Annotated in this window: 17 protein-coding genes; 5 read left to right on the forward strand and 12 right to left on the reverse strand. The window is 65.1% G+C overall.

Annotated features, from left to right (window positions below; all coding sequences use genetic code 11):
* Positions 1-24: 24 nt before the first annotated feature.
* Entirely contained in the window at positions 25-546 is a 522-nt protein-coding gene (locus QFZ42_RS03400) for a nucleoside deaminase (RefSeq protein WP_307699598.1), read from the reverse strand.
* Positions 547-554: 8 nt separating this feature from the next.
* Positions 555-1,580: an ABC transporter substrate-binding protein gene (locus QFZ42_RS03405; protein WP_307699599.1), complete on the reverse strand. Its 1,026-nt coding sequence runs from the start codon at positions 1,578-1,580 to the stop codon at positions 555-557.
* 265 nt (positions 1,581-1,845) lie between these two features.
* On the opposite strand from QFZ42_RS03405, the gene QFZ42_RS03410 reads away from it, so the two are divergent.
* Entirely contained in the window at positions 1,846-2,925 is a 1,080-nt protein-coding gene (locus tag QFZ42_RS03410; RefSeq protein WP_307699600.1) for an aromatic ring-hydroxylating dioxygenase subunit alpha, read from the forward strand.
* Between the two features lie 12 nt (positions 2,926-2,937).
* Here the strand turns inward: QFZ42_RS03410 and QFZ42_RS03415 are convergent, their stop codons facing one another.
* Complete coding sequence (locus QFZ42_RS03415; protein ID WP_307699601.1) at positions 2,938-4,239, reverse strand: D-amino acid dehydrogenase; 1,302 nt, start codon at positions 4,237-4,239, stop codon at positions 2,938-2,940.
* A 128-nt stretch (positions 4,240-4,367) separates the two neighbouring features.
* Here QFZ42_RS03415 and QFZ42_RS03420 point away from each other — a divergent pair, with 128 nt between their 5' ends.
* Complete coding sequence (locus QFZ42_RS03420) at positions 4,368-4,835, forward strand: winged helix-turn-helix transcriptional regulator (protein ID WP_215247886.1); 468 nt, start codon at positions 4,368-4,370, stop codon at positions 4,833-4,835.
* Positions 4,836-4,845: 10 nt separating this feature from the next.
* Here the strand turns inward: QFZ42_RS03420 and QFZ42_RS03425 are convergent, their stop codons facing one another.
* Positions 4,846-5,178: a winged helix-turn-helix transcriptional regulator gene (locus QFZ42_RS03425; RefSeq protein WP_307699602.1), complete on the reverse strand. Its 333-nt coding sequence runs from the start codon at positions 5,176-5,178 to the stop codon at positions 4,846-4,848.
* A gap of 136 nt (positions 5,179-5,314) precedes the next feature.
* Between QFZ42_RS03425 and QFZ42_RS03430 the strand changes: the two genes are divergently transcribed.
* From QFZ42_RS03430 to QFZ42_RS03440, 3 genes are all read left to right on the forward strand, one after another.
* A complete protein-coding gene (locus QFZ42_RS03430) occupies positions 5,315-6,187 on the forward strand; it encodes an NAD(P)-dependent oxidoreductase (RefSeq protein WP_307699603.1) in 873 nt (290 codons plus the stop codon).
* 83 nt (positions 6,188-6,270) lie between these two features.
* Complete coding sequence (gene lpxO, locus QFZ42_RS03435) at positions 6,271-7,167, forward strand: lipid A hydroxylase LpxO (RefSeq protein WP_307699604.1); 897 nt, start codon at positions 6,271-6,273, stop codon at positions 7,165-7,167.
* Between the two features lie 43 nt (positions 7,168-7,210).
* Positions 7,211-7,435: an oxidoreductase-like domain-containing protein gene (locus QFZ42_RS03440; protein ID WP_307699605.1), complete on the forward strand. Its 225-nt coding sequence runs from the start codon at positions 7,211-7,213 to the stop codon at positions 7,433-7,435.
* Here QFZ42_RS03440 and QFZ42_RS03445 read toward each other — a convergent pair.
* The 8 genes from QFZ42_RS03445 to QFZ42_RS03480 form a co-directional block, all read right to left on the reverse strand.
* Positions 7,432-7,908 (reverse strand): nucleoside deaminase, encoded by a 477-nt coding sequence (locus QFZ42_RS03445; RefSeq protein WP_307699606.1) that lies wholly within the window; start codon positions 7,906-7,908, stop codon positions 7,432-7,434. The genes QFZ42_RS03440 and QFZ42_RS03445 overlap by 4 nt on opposite strands.
* A 10-nt stretch (positions 7,909-7,918) precedes the next feature.
* Complete coding sequence (locus QFZ42_RS03450) at positions 7,919-8,689, reverse strand: ABC transporter permease (RefSeq protein WP_215247881.1); 771 nt, start codon at positions 8,687-8,689, stop codon at positions 7,919-7,921.
* 9 nt (positions 8,690-8,698) lie between these two features.
* The gene (locus QFZ42_RS03455) at positions 8,699-9,562 is read right to left on the reverse strand and encodes an ABC transporter ATP-binding protein (RefSeq protein WP_307699607.1); all 864 of its coding nucleotides are present in this window, start codon (positions 9,560-9,562) and stop codon (positions 8,699-8,701) included.
* Complete coding sequence (locus QFZ42_RS03460) at positions 9,562-10,596, reverse strand: ABC transporter substrate-binding protein (RefSeq protein WP_307699608.1); 1,035 nt, start codon at positions 10,594-10,596, stop codon at positions 9,562-9,564. The genes QFZ42_RS03455 and QFZ42_RS03460 overlap by 1 nt, the downstream gene beginning before the upstream one ends.
* Positions 10,597-10,817: 221 nt before the next feature.
* A complete protein-coding gene (locus QFZ42_RS03465; RefSeq protein WP_307699609.1) occupies positions 10,818-11,819 on the reverse strand; it encodes a TRAP transporter substrate-binding protein in 1,002 nt (333 codons plus the stop codon).
* A 46-nt stretch (positions 11,820-11,865) separates the two neighbouring features.
* The gene (locus QFZ42_RS03470; protein WP_307699610.1) at positions 11,866-13,131 is read right to left on the reverse strand and encodes a TRAP transporter large permease; all 1,266 of its coding nucleotides are present in this window, start codon (positions 13,129-13,131) and stop codon (positions 11,866-11,868) included.
* 1 nt (position 13,132) lies between these two features.
* Positions 13,133-13,747 carry a TRAP transporter small permease gene (locus QFZ42_RS03475; RefSeq protein ID WP_307699611.1) on the reverse strand — a complete coding sequence of 205 codons (615 nt, stop codon included), beginning with the start codon at positions 13,745-13,747 and terminating at the stop codon, positions 13,133-13,135.
* 241 nt (positions 13,748-13,988) lie between these two features.
* Positions 13,989-16,292 (reverse strand): NADP-dependent malic enzyme, encoded by a 2,304-nt coding sequence (locus QFZ42_RS03480; protein ID WP_307699612.1) that lies wholly within the window; start codon positions 16,290-16,292, stop codon positions 13,989-13,991.
* Positions 16,293-16,345 lie beyond the last annotated feature (53 nt).

Genomic DNA, 16,345 nt, shown 5'->3' on the forward strand with positions numbered 1-16,345 from the left:
TCTAGTCGGGCCTCTTCCCCTTCTTCATTTCCATGCACCGTCGTGCGCGGCACTCGCTTCATCGAGCAGCGCCGGCCCGATGCATTCGATCGGATGCGGCGACGCACGGAACACGTCGCGGCACGACAGTTCCGCATCGCGCTGCTCCTGCCGCTCGCCGCGGAACACGCGCAGCCGTTCGGCGTCGATGCCGAACACCACGCGGCCGATGTTCGACCAGAAGATGGCGCCCGCGCACATCACGCAGGGCTCGCCCGATGCATAGAGCGTGGCGCCCGCGAGCTCTTCGCGCGTGAGGCCGCGCCCCGCTAGCGCGCGCAGGGCATTCACCTCCGCATGCGCGGTGCAGTCGCCGGTCTCGGCGTTGCTGTTGGCGGCTTCGGCCAGCACTTCGCCGGCGGCGGAGACGATGACCGAGCCGAAGGGCCGGTTGCCGCGCCGGCGCGCCGCATGCGACCAGACGATGGCCTTGCGCAGGTAGCGCTCGTCGCGCTCGTCGAGCGCGGTTTCTTCAGGGATAACGGTGGGGCTGTTGCTGAAGTTCATGCCTTGAATCATGTCTTGAGAAGAGTGCGTTCGTTGCGCGATGGCAGCATCGACGTGTTGAAGATGGCGTCGGACGATGGCTTGACCTTGAGGCCGAATACGTCGACGACCTCGTCGACCTGCTGCTCGAGCGTGAGCTTTTTGATGTCGCCCAGGCCGTGGCCGTGCGTGTCCGCGGCGCCCACATACTGCGCCGTGACGCCCCAGCGCTCGAGCTCCATCTTTTCGTCGAGCATGGGTTCGCGCTGGCGCGTGGCCGCAATGCTGGGTGACGAGCTGGCAAAGGTCTCGACAATGGCGCGGTTCGTCGCGCGCAGAAAGGCCGCAACCAGCCTGGGGTTCTGCGCAATGAGGTTGCTGCTCGCGAGGATGGCGTTGCCATACAGGTTGACGCCGGCATCCGCATACTTGAGCACCGAGAGTTCCTCCGGCTTCATGCGTGCGAAGAGCGAAATGGCAGAGTCGTGAAAGTAGGTGGCGGCATCGACGTCGCCGCGCACCATCACGTTGTCGCGCGCGCTGAAGTCGGTGGTCTGCCACTGGAAGGCATCGCTACGCATGCCTTGCTTGCGCGCCACCATCGGCCATGCGCGGCGCGTCGATTCGACGGCTGCCGCCGCCACCTTCTTGCCTTGCAGGCTCTTGAAATCAGTCGTCACGCCGCGGTCCTTGCGGCCGATGATCACGAACGGTGCGCGGTTGTAGTACTGGTACACCGCCTGCACCATCGGAGTGCCGGGGTTCTGCGCGTTGAACTCGACCAGCGAGCTGATGTCGCCCAAGCCCATTTGATAGACGCCGCTTGCAATGCGCGTGATCGAGGCGACCGACCCCGCGCCGGTGTCGAGGGCCACGTCCAGGCCTTCATCCTTGTAGTAGCCCTTGCTGTGCGCGAGGAAGAACGGCGCGGTCTGCCCGTTGATGCGGAAATCGAGCGTGAACTTGAGCGGAGTCAGCTTGCCGCCGCCTTGGGCAAGAACAGCGGGAGCGGCAAGGGTGGCGGCACTGGCCGCAAGAAAGAATCGACGTTGCATGTGGGGCCTCGGATCTTTGAGTCTTGAATCCCCCGCACGAAGGCAGAGGCTCTTCAAGAGCAATTTCCGGGCGGGCGCACACAGGTGGTGCGTGCGCTGCTGAACGCTTCTACTCTTGCGGGAGTTCATGCATGAGCCATGCCACAATTCGGGCGCGCAATTTGCATGACAAGTGGCGCAGAGTAGAAGCGTTCAGCCCTTGCGGCAGGAAATTGCTCTTTCAGGTTCGTTCGTACCCACGCGCAACAACAGAAGGAGTCCACGCATGCTCGTTACCCGACAACCCGTCTTCCGCAAGTTCTGGCATGCCGTCATGCCGCTCACCGAACTGGCCCATGGCCCCAAGCCCTTTACGCTGCTGGGCGAAGACATCGTTCTGTTCATCGATGCCGACGGCCAGCCAGCCGCACTGCGCGACCGCTGCTGCCACCGCACCGCGAAACTTTCGAAGGGCTGGTGCGTCGACGGCGAAGGAAAGGCCTGCGGGCAGGGCGCCCTCCAGTGCGGCTACCACGGCTGGACCTATGACCGCAGCGGGCAGGTGATCCGCATTCCCCAGTACGAGTCTGGCCGCGAGATATCGCCGGAATACAAGACCACCGCCTACCGTTGCACCGCGCGCTACGGCTACGCCTGGGTGGCGCTGGAAGAGCCCATTGCCGAGATCCCGGCGATTCCGGAGTTCACCGACCCGGGCTACCGCACCATCTTCCAGTTCTATGAAGAGTGGCAGACCAGCCCGATGCGCGCGCTCGAGAACTCGTTCGACAACTCGCATTTCAGCTTCGTGCACCGTGCCACTTTCGGCGTGGCCGCAAGCCCGAAACCGAGCAAGTACGAGTTGGTGGAAAACGAAAGCGGCTTCTATGCCGAGACGGTGATCGAAGCGACCAACCCGGTCAAGTTTCACGCGATCAGCGGCGTGACCGACCCGATCACCACGCGCCACATGCGCAACGCCTACTTCCTGCCGTTCTCGCGCCGGCTCGACATCGAGTATCCGAGCGGCGTACGCCACATCATCATCAACTGCTTCACACCCATCGACGACGGCCGCATGCAGCTGTGCCAATGGCTGTTCCGCAACGACACCGAGGCCGATTGCACGGCGCAGATGCTGATCGACTTCGACGAGGCGGTCACGCGCGAGGACAAGGACATTCTCGAATCGACCGACCCCGATGCGCTGGTCGACACGCGCCGGCGCGGCGTCGAGTATTCGATGGAATCGGACCGGCCCGGCATGCTGATTCGCAAGCACCTGATGCAGTTGCTTGCGAAACATGGCGAGGTGGAAATCCACCGCGGCACGCGCACGGTCATTCCCGTCGCAACGGCCGCCTGAACGGCCGCCGCTTCAGGCGTGGGCTGCCGCGGGATTCGGGCGCGTTGCGCGGGGCGAGCCCCTTTCGTAGCGGTCCATCGCCAATCCGTCGGTGCGGATCTCCGGCCGCTGGCCCGTCACGATGTCGGAGATGAGCTTGCCCGAGCCGCAGGCCATGGTCCAGCCCAGCGTGCCGTGGCCGGTGTTGAGGAACAGGTTCGCATAGCGCGTGGCGCCGACGATGGGCGTGCTGTCGGGCGTCATCGGGCGCAGACCGGTCCAGAACGTGGCGCGCGGCAGGTCGCCGCCGGGGAACAGGTCGCTCACCACTTTTTCGAGCGTGGCGCGGCGGTGCGGATTCAGCCGCAGGTCGAAGCCGCCGAGTTCGGCCATGCCGCCCACGCGAATGCGGTTGTCGAAGCGCGTGACGGCCACCTTGTAGGTTTCGTCGAGCACGGTCGATTGCGGGGCCAGCGATTCGTCGAGCAGCGGCACGGTCAGCGAGTAACCCTTGACCGGGTACACCGGAATGTCGAGCCCCAGCGAGGCGACGGCGGCGCGCGAATAGCTGCCGAAGGCCATCACGTAGCGGTCGGCCGTGAGGATCTTGCCGGCACTGGTGCGCACGCCCGTGATGCGGTCGCCCGCCATCTCGAGGCCTTCGATGGTCTGCCCGAAGCGGAAGTCGACGCCCAGGCCGCGTGCGATGTCGGCCAGGCCGCGCGTGAACAGGTGGCAGTCGCCGGTTTCGTCGTTCGGCAGGCGCAGGCCGCCCGTGAGCCGGTCGCGCGCACCGGCCAGGGCGGGTTCGACGCGCGCGAGCGCATCGCGGTCGAGCAATTCGTAGGGCACGCCGCATTCCTCGAGCACCGCGATGTCGCGTTGCACCGCGTCCAGCTGCGCCTGCGTGCGGAACAGCTGCAGCGTGCCGCCGGTGCGGTGTTCGTACTGCAGGCCGGTTTCGGCGCGCAATTGCTGCAGGCAGCCGCGGCTGTATTCGGCCACGCGCATCATGCGTTCCTTGTTGACCGCATAGCGCTCGGGCGAGCAGTTGCGCAGCATCGCCGCCATCCAGCGCAGCTGGAACAGCGTGCCGTCGGGGCGGATCGACAGCGGCGCATGCTTCTGGAACATCCACTTGATGGCCTTCAACGGAATGCCCGGCGCGGCCCATGGCGTCGAGTAGCCCGGCGACACCTGCCCGGCGTTGCCGAAGCTGGTTTCCTCGGCGGGGCCGGCCTGCCGGTCGAGCAGCGTGACATCGGCACCCGAGCGCGCGAGGTAGTAGGCCGTCGTGGTGCCGATCACGCCGCCGCCGAGAACGATGACTTTCATGGGTATTTACCAGAATGAAGGTGAATACACGAAATCTAAAGTGCGCAATGCAGTGAATTTCATCGTTTTCAAGAGTTTTGCAGGGAAATTCACTGAAAATGGCTGCCTCGCGCCCCCGGAGAAGTGAAATGCCCGAACTCGATCGCATCGACCGCAAGATCCTCGACCTGCTGCAGCGCCAGGGCCGCATTTCCATGACCGAACTGGCCGAGCGCATCGGCCTTTCGGCATCGCCTTGCGCCGAACGCGTGAAGCGCATGGAGCGCGATGGCGTCATCAGCGGCTATCACGCGCATGTGTCACCCGAGGCACTCGGCAAGACGCTGCTGGTGTTCGTCGAAATCAAGCTCTCGGCCAAGTCGGGCGACGTGTTCGACAAGGTCCGCAAGGAGCTGCTGCACATGCCCGAGGTGCTCGAATGCCACCTGGTCTCAGGCAGCTTCGATTACTTGGTGAAGGCGCGCCTGAGCGGCATGAGCGAGTACCGCCACCTGCTGGGCGACATCCTCAAGAAGCTGCCCGTGGCGGCCGAATCGCACAGCTACGTGGTGATGGAAGAAATCAAGGAAACGCTGATGCTCGCGGTGGACCGCTGAGCGGCGCCGCTCAGCGCGCAGCGCCCGCGCGCTTGGCGTAGCGGTCGCCCCAATCGGCCAGAGGGCCGAGCGCCGCGTTGAGCGATGCGCCCAGTTTGGTCTCCGAATACTCCACCCGCGGCGGCACTTCGTGGAACACCTCGCGGTGCACGAGGCCGTCCGCCTCCAACTCGCGCAGCTGCTGGATCAGCATCTTCTCGCTGATGTCGGGCAAGAGCCGCCGCAGCTCGCCGAAGCGGCGCGCCTGCAGATGAAGCTCCCACAGGATCACGGCCTTCCACTTGCCGCCGATGACCTCGAACGCGGGGCCGATGCCGCAGGAATAGGGTTTCTTGGCTTTCATCTCGATTCCTCTGCGATCCTGTTGCTGGTTCATTACTTACGTTTTGGTAAGTACCTCACTTTATTGTAGGTACTTGACCACTGGAGAGTGCAATTCCTAGGATGCAGACCTCTTCACAACTCGCGAACGACCTGCCATGAGCAACAAGGAAATCACCGTATTGGGCCTCGGATCGATGGGCGTGACCATCGCGCGGCTGTTCCTCGACAAGGGATACAAGGTCACGGTCTGGAACCGAACGGCGGACAAGGCCGCGGCGCTGACCAGCCGGGGCGCCGTGCTCGCGCGCAGCGCCGCCGAAGCCGTGCGCGCCAGCCCCGTGACCCTGATGTGCGTGTACGACTACCGCGCGGCCGATGCCATCCTCGGCGCGGACGGCGTGGCGGCCGCGATGGATGGCCGCCTGCTGGTGCAGCTCACCACCGGCAGCCCGCAGGACGCGCGCGACGCTGAAGCCTGGGCGCACCGCCAGGGCGCCACTTATCTCGAAGGCGCCATACAGGCCGCGCCCGACCAGATGGGCCAGCCCGACACGCCGATCCTCATGTCGGGCGCCGAGCCCGTCTTCCGCGCGGCCGAGCCGTTGCTCGGCGTGCTGGGCGGCGGCATCGTCTATCTGGGCGACAAGGCGAGCGCGGCCGCGGCGATGGACCTCGCCACGCTGTCGACCATCTACGGAACGCTGCTCGGCTTTCTGCACGGCGCGCGCGTGGCCGAGCACGAAGGCTTCGACGTGGCGGAATACGGCCGCATCGTGGCGGGGATCATGCCGACCTTCGGGGGTTTTCTGCAGCACGAAGCCAAGGTCATCCAGTCGGGCGACTTCGCCATTTCGCAAAGCCCGATGCGCATTTCGGTGGAGGCGACCCAGCGCATCCTGCAGACCGCGCAGCAGGCCGGCATCAACACCGAATTTCCGGCGTTTGCTGCGGGGCTGTTCCAGCGGGCCGATGCCGCGGGACTGGGCGGCGAGGAACTGGCCGCGCTGATCAAGCTGCTGCGGCCTTGAGGGCCACCAAGGGCATGAATGGCGCTGGAAAGCCGAAAGAAGTGTGAAGAATTACACTAGACGCCGCTTTACAGGACACTTTAATGAAGTGGGTCATTCTCGCCATCTTCGCGCTCAGCGCGCTCTACGTTCACTTCCGCGGCCAGGTCCGGCATCGTTTTTTCAGACAGCTTTCTGATCATTCGACCTTCCTGGCGCCGTTGAACGCCTTCATGTACATCTTCTCGAAGGTGCCGAGCACGCCGTACCTGTCGCCCGCACAGTTCCCCGAAATGCGTGTGCTCGAGGAGAACTGGCAGGTCATTCGAGAAGAGGCGCTCGCCATGCGCAACGGCGGCAGCATCAAGGCCTCGAGCCAGTTCAACGACGTGGGCTTCAACTCCTTCTTCAAGAGCGGCTGGAAGCGCTTCTACCTGAAGTGGTACGACGAGGCGCATCCCTCGGCCGCCGTGCTGTGCCCCCGCACCACCGAGCTGCTCAAGGGCATCGGCACCATCAAGGCCGCCATGTTCGCCGAGCTGCCGCCCGGCAGCCGCCTGGTGCGGCACCGCGACCCCTTCGCCGGTTCGCTGCGCTACCACCTGGGCCTGTGGACGCCGGGCGTGGAGGGCTGCTACATCGACGTGGACGGCCAGCGCTACCACTGGCGCGACGGCGAGGCCGTGGTGTTCGACGAAACCTACATCCACTACGCCGAGAACACGACCGACCACGACCGCGTGATCCTGTTCTGCGACATCGAGCGTCCGCTGAAATACCGCTGGGCCAGTGCCGTGAACCGCTGGTTCGCGAAGAACCTGCTGGCGGCTGCTGCTTCGCCCAACGATGCCGGCGACAAGACGGGCGGCATCAACCGCGCGTTCAAATACATCTACCAGATCCGCGTGATCGGCAAGCGGCTCAAGGCCTGGGACAAGCGGGCGTATTACCTCGTGAAGTGGTCGATCTTCGGCGGCCTTGCACTCTGGATCTTCTGGTAAGGCGCAAGCCCGCCGCGCGGTGCCTGGCCACCGCCGCCAACCCATGTCGTTCGCAGACAAAGACCTGCCTGTTCCTGTCGACCTTGCCAGCGCCCAGGCGCTGATCGAGGCGGTTCAGCGCGAGGCGGCTGTACAGCAGCTCGCCCTGCGTGTACCGCCGCCCGAGCCCACCACCTGCTGCGGGCGGGGCTGCAACGGCTGCGTGTGGGAAGGCTGGTTGGCGGCAGTGGCCTACTGGCGCGACGAGGCCACGCTGCTGCTGGCCTAGCGAGATTCCCAGAAGCCGCGGTGCGTGGCGATCATTTCTTCCGCCACTTCGGGCACGGGGCCGATCACCTCGACATTCTTCTGCCCGCGCGCGAACACCTCGCGGCAGGGCAGGCTCAGCGTGGGGTTCTCGGGGTGGTCGCCCGTGAGCGCGAGCAGCGCGCTTTCTTCCGCGCCGTAGACGATGCGGCCGATGTGGGCCCAGTAGCTGGTGCCCGCGCACATCGCGCAGGGTTCGAAGGTCGTCACCAGCGTGCATTGCCACAGATAGTCGGCCGGCCAGTTCTGCGCGGCATGGCGCGCCAGCGTGGCTTCGGCGTGGTTTACCGTGTCGATGTTCCCCTGCTCGGCGAGGATGGTTTCGCCGTCGGGGGCAACCAGCACGGCGCCGAACGGATGTCGGCCCATTGCCATCGCGCGGCGCGCCGCCTGGTCGGCGCGCCGCAGCGCACGAATGATCTGGTCGCGTGTCATTGGCTCCGCATCACTGGTTCTGCGAACCGCGGTGCGCCCATCCGGTCGTGTGCTTCTCGATCACGCTGAACAGCTCATACATCAGCATGGCCATGGCGCCGACCACCATCAGGCCCGCAAAGGCCAGGCCCATCTGCATGGCCGAGCCGGCGGAAATCAGCAGGTAGCCGATGCCTTCGTTGGCGGCCGTCATCTCGCTCACCGTGGTGCCGACGAAGGCCAGCGTGATCGCCACCTTGAGCGAACCGAAGAAGTAAGGCATGGAGCGCGGCAGGCCGATCTTCATGAGCACGTCCCAGCGCTTGGCACCGAGCACCCGCAGCACGTCTTCGAGTTCTGGCTCCAGCGTGGCGAGGCCGGTCGCGATGTTGACCATGATCGGAAAGAAGCTGATCAAGAAGGCCGTGAGAATCGCCGGCCCGGCGCCGATGCCGAACCACACCACGAGGATCGGCACGAAGGCCGCCTTGGGCAGTGCGTTGAAGGCCGTCATGAGCGGATAGATCGCCGCATACGCGATGCGCGAGCTGCCGATCACGAAGCCCAGCAGCACGCCCACCACGATGGCCAGGCCGAAGCCCGCCATCGTGACCCAGAAGGTGCGCCATGCGTGGCCCGCGATGATCTCCTTGAATTCCCAGAACTGGTTCCAGATGCGCAGCGGGCTCGGAAAGATGAAGTCCGACACGCCGAAGCCCGCGCAGATCACCTGCCACAGCAGGATCACCGCGACGAGCAGCAGCCAGGGCGACCAGCGTTCGATTTGCTTGGTGTTCTTCATGGCGCGCCTTCAGTGAGATACCGCGGCGGCCGCTGTTTGCGCCGCGCCGATGCCCGTGTTGCGGATCGCGCCGATGTGCCCGCGCAGCTCGAGCACGATGTCGGTGAACTCCTTGGTGTAGGTGAGCTCCAGCTCGCGGGGGCGCGGCAGCTCGATCTCGCGCTTGACCACGAAGCGGCCCGGGCTCTTGCTCATCACGTACACCGTGTCGGCCAGGAACACCGATTCGCGCAGGTCGTGCGTCACCAGGATGACGTTGAACTGCTGCTCGGTCCAGAGGTCGCGCAGGATGCACCAGAGCTCCTCGCGCGTGAAGGCGTCGAGCGCGCCGAACGGTTCGTCGAGCAGCAGCATCTTGGGCTCGTGGATCAGCGCGCGGCAGATGCTCGCGCGCTGCTGCATGCCGCCCGAGAGCTGCCACGGAAACTTGTCTTCGTAGCCCGCGAGCCCGACCTTCTGCAGCAGCTTGCGCGCGCGCTCGACGTATTCCTTGCGCCTGGCCTTGAAGCTGGAGCGGTAGGGCTCGACGATTTCCAGCGGCAGCAGCACGTTGTCGACCGTGGTGCGCCAGGGCAGTAGCGAAGGCGCCTGAAACGCCATGCCCGAGATCTTGAGCGGCCCGGTCACGGGCTGGCCGTCGATGCGGATCTTGCCCATCGACGGCATCTTGAGGCCAGTGGCGAGCTTCATGAAGGTCGACTTGCCGCAGCCCGAAGGGCCGACGATGGCAATGAACTCGCCGCGCTTCACCTTCAGGTCGATGGCCTCGACCGCGAAGTGGTTCTCGCGCAGGAGCTCCTCGTTGTAGGCGAGCCAGACGTCCTGAAAGTCGACGAAGGGCGCAGCGTTGTCGCTCGATGCGTCCACCGCCATCACTTGCGCAGCACGCCGTTGAGTTCGGCCGCGGGCGGCAGCAGCGCGGCGGTCCACACGGCGTCAGGGCTCACGCGCGTCTTGGTGTTGAACGCGTCCGATACCTGCGAGGCCATCAGCGACATGCGGCCCGCGTTCACCGCGCCGAAGCCTTCGCTGCGCGCGTCGGCACTGTTGATCGCCGTGTCGATCGCCATCTGCAGGCGACGTGTTTCGAGCTTGCTGTCGATGATGCCGTCGCGCGCCTTCACCGATTCGATGCCCACTGCCGGGTTGGCGATCACTTCCTTCGCTCCCTTTGCAAAGGCCGAGAGGAATTTCTTCACCGCTTCAGGGTTCTCCTTGATGAGCTTGGGCGAGGCGATGATCACGTTGCCGTAGAGCTTCACGCCGTAGTCGGGGTAGGGCAACACGACGATGTCGGCGGCCTTGGCGCCGCGCGCCTCCAGGTTCAGCAGCGAGGTGAAGGTGAAGCCCGTGATCGCGTCGATGTCGCCGCGGATCAGCATGGTTTCGCGCAGCGTCGGGTCCATGGCGGTCCAGTTGACTGCGCCGATGTTGTTGGCCTTGGCGAAGATCGGGAACGCGCGGCGGCCCGCGTCGAACACCGGCGCGCCGAGCTTCTTGCCGGCCAGGTCGGCCGGCTTGGCGATGCCGCTCTTCTTGAGCGCCATGACCGAGGCCGGCGTGTTGTTGTAGACCATCATCACCGCGACCGGCTTGTTCGGGCTGTCGGGGTTGTTGGCGTGGAACTCCATCAGCGCGGCGAGATCGGCAAAGCCCATCTCGTAGGCACCCGAGGCCACGCGCGTGACCGTGCCGCCCGAGCCGTTGCCGGCATCGATGGTCACGTCCAGGCCCGCGGCCTTGAAGTAACCCTTGGCGGCCGGGTGCAGGAACAGCGCGGCCGGTCCTTCGAAGCGCCAGTCGAGCTGGAACTTGATCGGCGTCGTGGTCTGGGCAAGGGCCGAAGAAAGGCCGAAGCTGAGGGCCGAGGCGGCGAGGAAGGACTGGAGCAGTTGGCGCTTGTTCATGCGGATCCGTTAGAGGTGAATGCTTCCGCATTCAAGCAAAAACGGTGCCCGCACGCGATTGGTGCGAACCCTCCCGGCGAACTGCCGCGGTGCAATTTCGAGGCCGCGATGCACCTTCGTTGTGAGTTCTGGTGAATTTCAGCCGAAAGAAGCATCGAAGCCGAACCACCATGGGGCGCCGCCGTGTCAGCTGGCGCCACCAGAGTCCGCCGCGCGCAGCCTCAGAGCGTCGCGCCGATCTTGCGCAGCTCCGCGATCTGCGGCGCCTTCGGCAGCCAGATCTTGTCGAACTCCGCAATGATCGGCGCGGGGTTGTAGCCCGTGTCGCCCTTGATGGTGATGCCGCTCGCCTTGAACTTGTCGACGAGGCCGAGTTCGGTGGTCACGATGTCCCTGATCTGCGCGTCGAGCGACTGCTTCACCAGGTCGGTGATGAGCGACTTGTCCTTGGCGTCGAGCGTCTGCCAGATGCGGCCCGACACCAGCGGCGCGAAGGGCATGAACAGCGCGTTCATCGGCAGCATCGTCTTGGCGACGCGGTCGAAGCGCTGGTTCCACGAGAACTCGATGTCGGCCTCGAGCCCGTCGACCTGCCCGTTGGACATGGCGTCGAACACGCCCGGCGTGGGAATGGGCGTGGGCGCGGCGCCCAGCAGTTGGTAGAAGTCGCGGTACACCGGCGTGGGGTTGATGCGCAGCTTCATGCCCTTGAGATCGGTGGGCGTGGAGATGGGCTTGGTGGAAAACACCACGCGCATGCCGGTGATGCCCCAGCCCAGGCCGATGGTGCCGGTTTCGCGCGGCAGCACGTCGAGCAGCTTCAGCGCCGCGGGCGTGCGCACCAGCGAGGCCACGTTGGTGGTCGAGCGCACGAGATACGGCGCGTTGATGGCCGCCACGCTGGAGACGCGCGAGCCGAGCTCGGCGGCCTGGATCCAGCCCATGTCCAATGCGCCGGACTGCAGCTGCTGCATCATGGCCGACTCGTTGCCCAACTGGCCCGAGTGGAACACCGTGGCGCTCAGGCGGCCGTCGGTCGCCTTCTTGAGTGCCTCGCCGAAGCTCACCGCGGCGCGGTTCCACGAGTGGCCGGCGGGCGTGATGAGGCCGAGCCGGAATTCCTTGGCGGCCGCAGCGCGCGATACGGTGCTGAAGAGCGCGGACGATGCGGCGGCGGTACCTGCTGCGGCTTGGACGACGAATTGGCGGCGGGAGAGGGACATGCGAGGCTCCGGGTTGAGTGAAAGGAAAAGGGGACGCTTGCCCGATCTACTTGAGCAAGGCCAGCGACAGACTCGGAAAGAGCGAGAGCAGCACCAGCGCGGCGCAGCAGATCAGGAAGAACGGCAAGGTCACGATGAACATCTTTCCCGGCTTGGCGCCGGTCACGGCGGAAGCCACGAAAAAGCTCAGACCCACGGGCGGCGTCATCAGCCCGAGCACGAGGTTGATCACCACCACCACGCCGAAGTGGCGCGGGTCGATGCCGTAGATCTCCGTGGCAATGGGCAGCAGGATCGGCACGGTCATGATCAGCCCCGGAATGCCGTCGATCACCGTGCCGATCACCAGCAGGATCAGGTTCACCAGCAGCAGGAATGCGATCGGGTCTTTCGCCACGGTCTGGATCCAGGCCGCCGTGGCCTGCGGCACCTTGCCGTAGATCAGGAGCCATGAGAACACCGCGGCGGCTGCCACCAGGAACAGCACCACGGCCGAGTAGATCGCCGACTTGAGCAGGATCTGCGGAATCATCGCGAAGCGGAATTCCTTGGTGACGTAGCGCCCGATCAGCACCGCGGCCACCGCGCCCACCGCCGCCGATTCGGTCGGGTTGGCGATGCCGCCGAGAATCGAGCCGACGATCACGATCGGAATCAGCAGCGTGGGGCAGGCCGTGAGCATCGTGTGCAGGCGCTGTTTGATGGTGCGCTTCTCGGTGCGCGGGTAGTTGTAGATCAGCCCCATGCAGGCAATCACGATGAAGAACAGCACCGTGAGAATCACGCCGGGAATGATGCCGGCGATGAGCATGTCGCCCACCGCCACCTGCGCGAGCACGCTGTACACCACGAACATCACAGAGGGCGGAATGATCGGTCCGAGCATGCCGCCGTACACCGTGATGCCGGCCGCGAAGGTCTTGTCGTAGCCCTGCTTCTCCATCTCGGGCACCATGATCTGGCTCATGATCGCCACCTGCGCGGTGGCCGAGCCGATGATCGACGACACCAGCATGTTGGCCAGGATGTTCACGTAGGCAAGGCCGCCCTTCACCGACCCGATGAAGGCCAGCGCCAGGTCGACCAGGCGCTTGGTGATGCCGCCGCCGTTCATGATTTCGCCGATCAGGATGAACAGCGGGATCGCGATGAGGCTGTAGCTGTCGACGCCGCCGAACATCTGCACCGGAAACGACTGGAACAGCACCGTGTCGCCGGAGTTGAGGATGTAGAAAATGCCCGCAAGGCACAGGCAGGCGCCGATCGGCACGCCGACCAGCATGATCAAAAGGAAGAATGCGGAGGTCAGCATGTCAGTTCACCGCGTCTGCGTTGGTCACATGGAACTCGGTGTGCGTGCGCTTGGGCTGCAGACCGAGGTCTTCGATGAGGTTGGCCAGCGCATGCAGGCTCAGCGTGGCCGAGAAGATCGGCAGAATGAGCTGAATGGCCCAGGTTGGCCAGTTCAGCGTCTGCGTGCGCTCGGTATAAAGAAAGTTGAACGACTCGGCCGCGTATTCCTTGGCGTCGAAGCCATAGCGCACGATGCCGACCGGGTCCATGTAGAGCCAGCACATCGCCAGCAGCGCAAAGCCCAGCAGCAGCACGCCGCCCGAGGCACTGGCCTTGGCGATGCGCGCGGCTTTTTCGCCGAGCTTGTCGGTGAGCAGCGTTACGGCAAAGTCGAGCCGCAGCCGCGTCATCGCCGAAGCGCCGATGAAGGTGAGCCACACCACGCAGTACACCGAGGCCTCGTCGACCCAGTAGAGCGGCACGCCGCTGTAGCGCGTGACCACGTTCAGCAGCACCAATGCGATGAGCAGGCCCATCAGGCCGGAAAGGAGGCGGCGCTCGCAGCGCAGCACGAAGTCCGATGCATCGAGCACCCGGCGGGAGAAGCCCCCGCGTTCCAAAGCGTGTCTGTCCATGGTGAGAAGGGAAGCGGTGGAGTGCTTCTGAAGTCGAGGAGTTGGCGAAGAGTCGGATCGGCTGGTGTTGCGTAAATATATTAATAAGATATTTAAAATATCCGCTCAGGGTATTAGCAGATTGCATGCCAGCGAAAAAAATGATGGGCGGGCGAAAACGGTGCATGCACCGACCGTCCCGCAATGAAAAACGCCCCGCTGCGTGCTGCAGCGAGGCGTCGGTTCAGGGAAGGCGACGAGGCTACTTCAGCGCCGTCGTCGCATTCGCCACCGCCAGCGCCGTCATGTTGACGACGCGCCGCACGGTCGATGAAGGCGTGAGCACATGCGCCGACCCCGAGGCGCCCAGCAGGATCGGCCCGACCGTGATGCCGTTGGCGCCGGTCATCTTCAACACGTTGTAGAGGATGTGGGCCGAGTCGAGGTTGGGGCACACCAGCAGGTTGGCTTCGCCGGTGAGCGTGGTCTCGGGCAGCGCGGTGCGGCGCACTTCTTCCGACAGCGCCGAGTCGCCGTGCATTTCGCCGTCGCATTCGATGTCGGGCGCCATGTGGGCGAACAGGTCGCGCGCGAGCCGCATCTTGCGCGCCGAGCCTCGGCTCGAGGTGCCGTAGTTCGAGTGCGAAAGAAAGGCCACCTTCGGCGGCAGCCCGAAGCGGCGCACCTCTTCGGCCGCCATGACGGCAATGCTGGCCAGCAGCTCGGCGCTCGGGTCTTCGTTCACGTTGGTGTCGGTAATGAACACCGTGCGCTTCTCGAGCGTGAGCGCGTTCAGCGTGGCGAAGCCCGGCGCGCCGGCCTTCAAGCCGATGAGGCTGCGGATGTGCTCCAGGTGCACGTCGAAGCGCCCGACCAGCCCGCAGATCATGGCGTCGGCATCGCCCAGATGCAGCATCAGCGCGGCGATGATGGTGTTGGAGCGGCGCACCATGGTCTTGGCGGCCTCGGGCGTCACGCCGCGGCGGCCCATGATCCTGTGAAAGCTCTCCCAGTAGATGCGAAAGCGCGGATCGTCTTCAGGGTCGACGATTTCCACGTCGGTGCCGATGCGGATGTGCAGCCCGGCCTTCTTGATGCGCGCCTCGATCACCGCGGGGCGCCCCACCAGAATGGGTTGGGCGAGGCCTTCGTCCACGGCCAGTTGCGCCGCGCGCAGCACGCGTTCGTCTTCGCCCTCGGCATAGGCCACGCGCTTGGCGGCGGCGATCTTGGCGGCGCTGAACACCGGGCGCATGAACATGCCGGTCTGGTAGACGAAGCGCGTCAGGTGCTGGCGGTAGGCATCCATGTCCTCGATGGGTCGCGCGGCCACGCCGGAGGCGTGCGCAGCCTTGGCCACCGCCGGCGCAATGCGCAGGATGAGCCGCGAATCGAAGGGCTTGGGAATGATGTAGTCGGGCCCGAACGACAGTTCCTGCCCGGCATAGGCGGTGGCCACCTCTTCGCTGATGTCGGCCTTGGTGAGCTCGGCGATCTCGCGCACGCAGGCCAGCTTCATTTCTTCCGTGATCTTGCTGGCGCCGCAGTCGAGCGCGCCGCGGAAGATGTACGGGAAACACAGCACGTTGTTGACCTGGTTCGGGTAGTCCGAGCGGCCGGTGGCAATGATGCAGTCGGGCCGCACCGCCTTGGCGAGCTCGGGCCGGATCTCGGGCTCGGGGTTGGCCAGCGCCAGGATGATGGGCTGCGTGCCCATGGTCTTGACCATCTCGGCGCTCATCACGCCGGGGGCCGAGCAGCCGAGGAACACATCGGCGTCCTTCACCACGTCGGCCAGGGTGCGGGCGCCGGTGTCTTGCTGGGCATAGCGCGCCTTGGACTCGTCGAAGCCGCCTCCGCGGCCCATGTAGATCAGGCCCTTGGAATCGCAGGCGTAGATGTTGGCCGGCTTGGCGCCCAGGCCCACCATCACGTCGAGGCAGGCGATGGCGGCCGCGCCGGCGCCCGAGACGGCGATCTTCACTTCTTCGATCTTCTTGCCGACGAGTTCGAGTCCGTTGAGCAGCGCCGCGGCCGAGATGATGGCCGTGCCGTGCTGGTCGTCGTGGAACACCGGAATGTTCATGCGCTCGCGCAGCTTCCTCTCGATGTAGAAGCACTCGGGCGCCTTGATGTCCTCGAGGTTGATGCCGCCCAGCGTGGGCTCCAGCGCCGCGATGATGTCGACCAGCTTGTCGGGGTCGTTCTCGGCCAGTTCGATGTCGAACACGTCGATGCCGGCGAATTTCTTGAACAGGCAGCCTTTGCCTTCCATCACCGGCTTGGCCGCCAGCGGGCCGATGTTGCCCAGGCCCAGCACCGCCGTGCCGTTGGTGACAACGCCCACCAGGTTGCCGCGCGCAGTGAAGTCGGCCGCCAGCGACGGGTCCGCGGCAATGTCGAGGCAGGGGTAGGCCACGCCGGGCGAATAGGCCAGCGACAGGTCGCGCTGGTTCAGGAGCGGCTTGGTCGGCGTGATCGAGATCTTGCCTCTGACGGGCGAGCGGTGGTATTCGCGCGCTGCTTCGCGAAGAGCTTCTTCTGCGGGGGAGAGGGGTGCAGCCATGAAATGTCTCCTTGTTTCTGACGGGCAATGAGGCTACCGCAAAAGCATGGCTC

The organism is Variovorax paradoxus, assembly GCF_030815855.1.
Taxonomy (GTDB): domain Bacteria; phylum Pseudomonadota; class Gammaproteobacteria; order Burkholderiales; family Burkholderiaceae_C; genus Variovorax; species Variovorax paradoxus_M.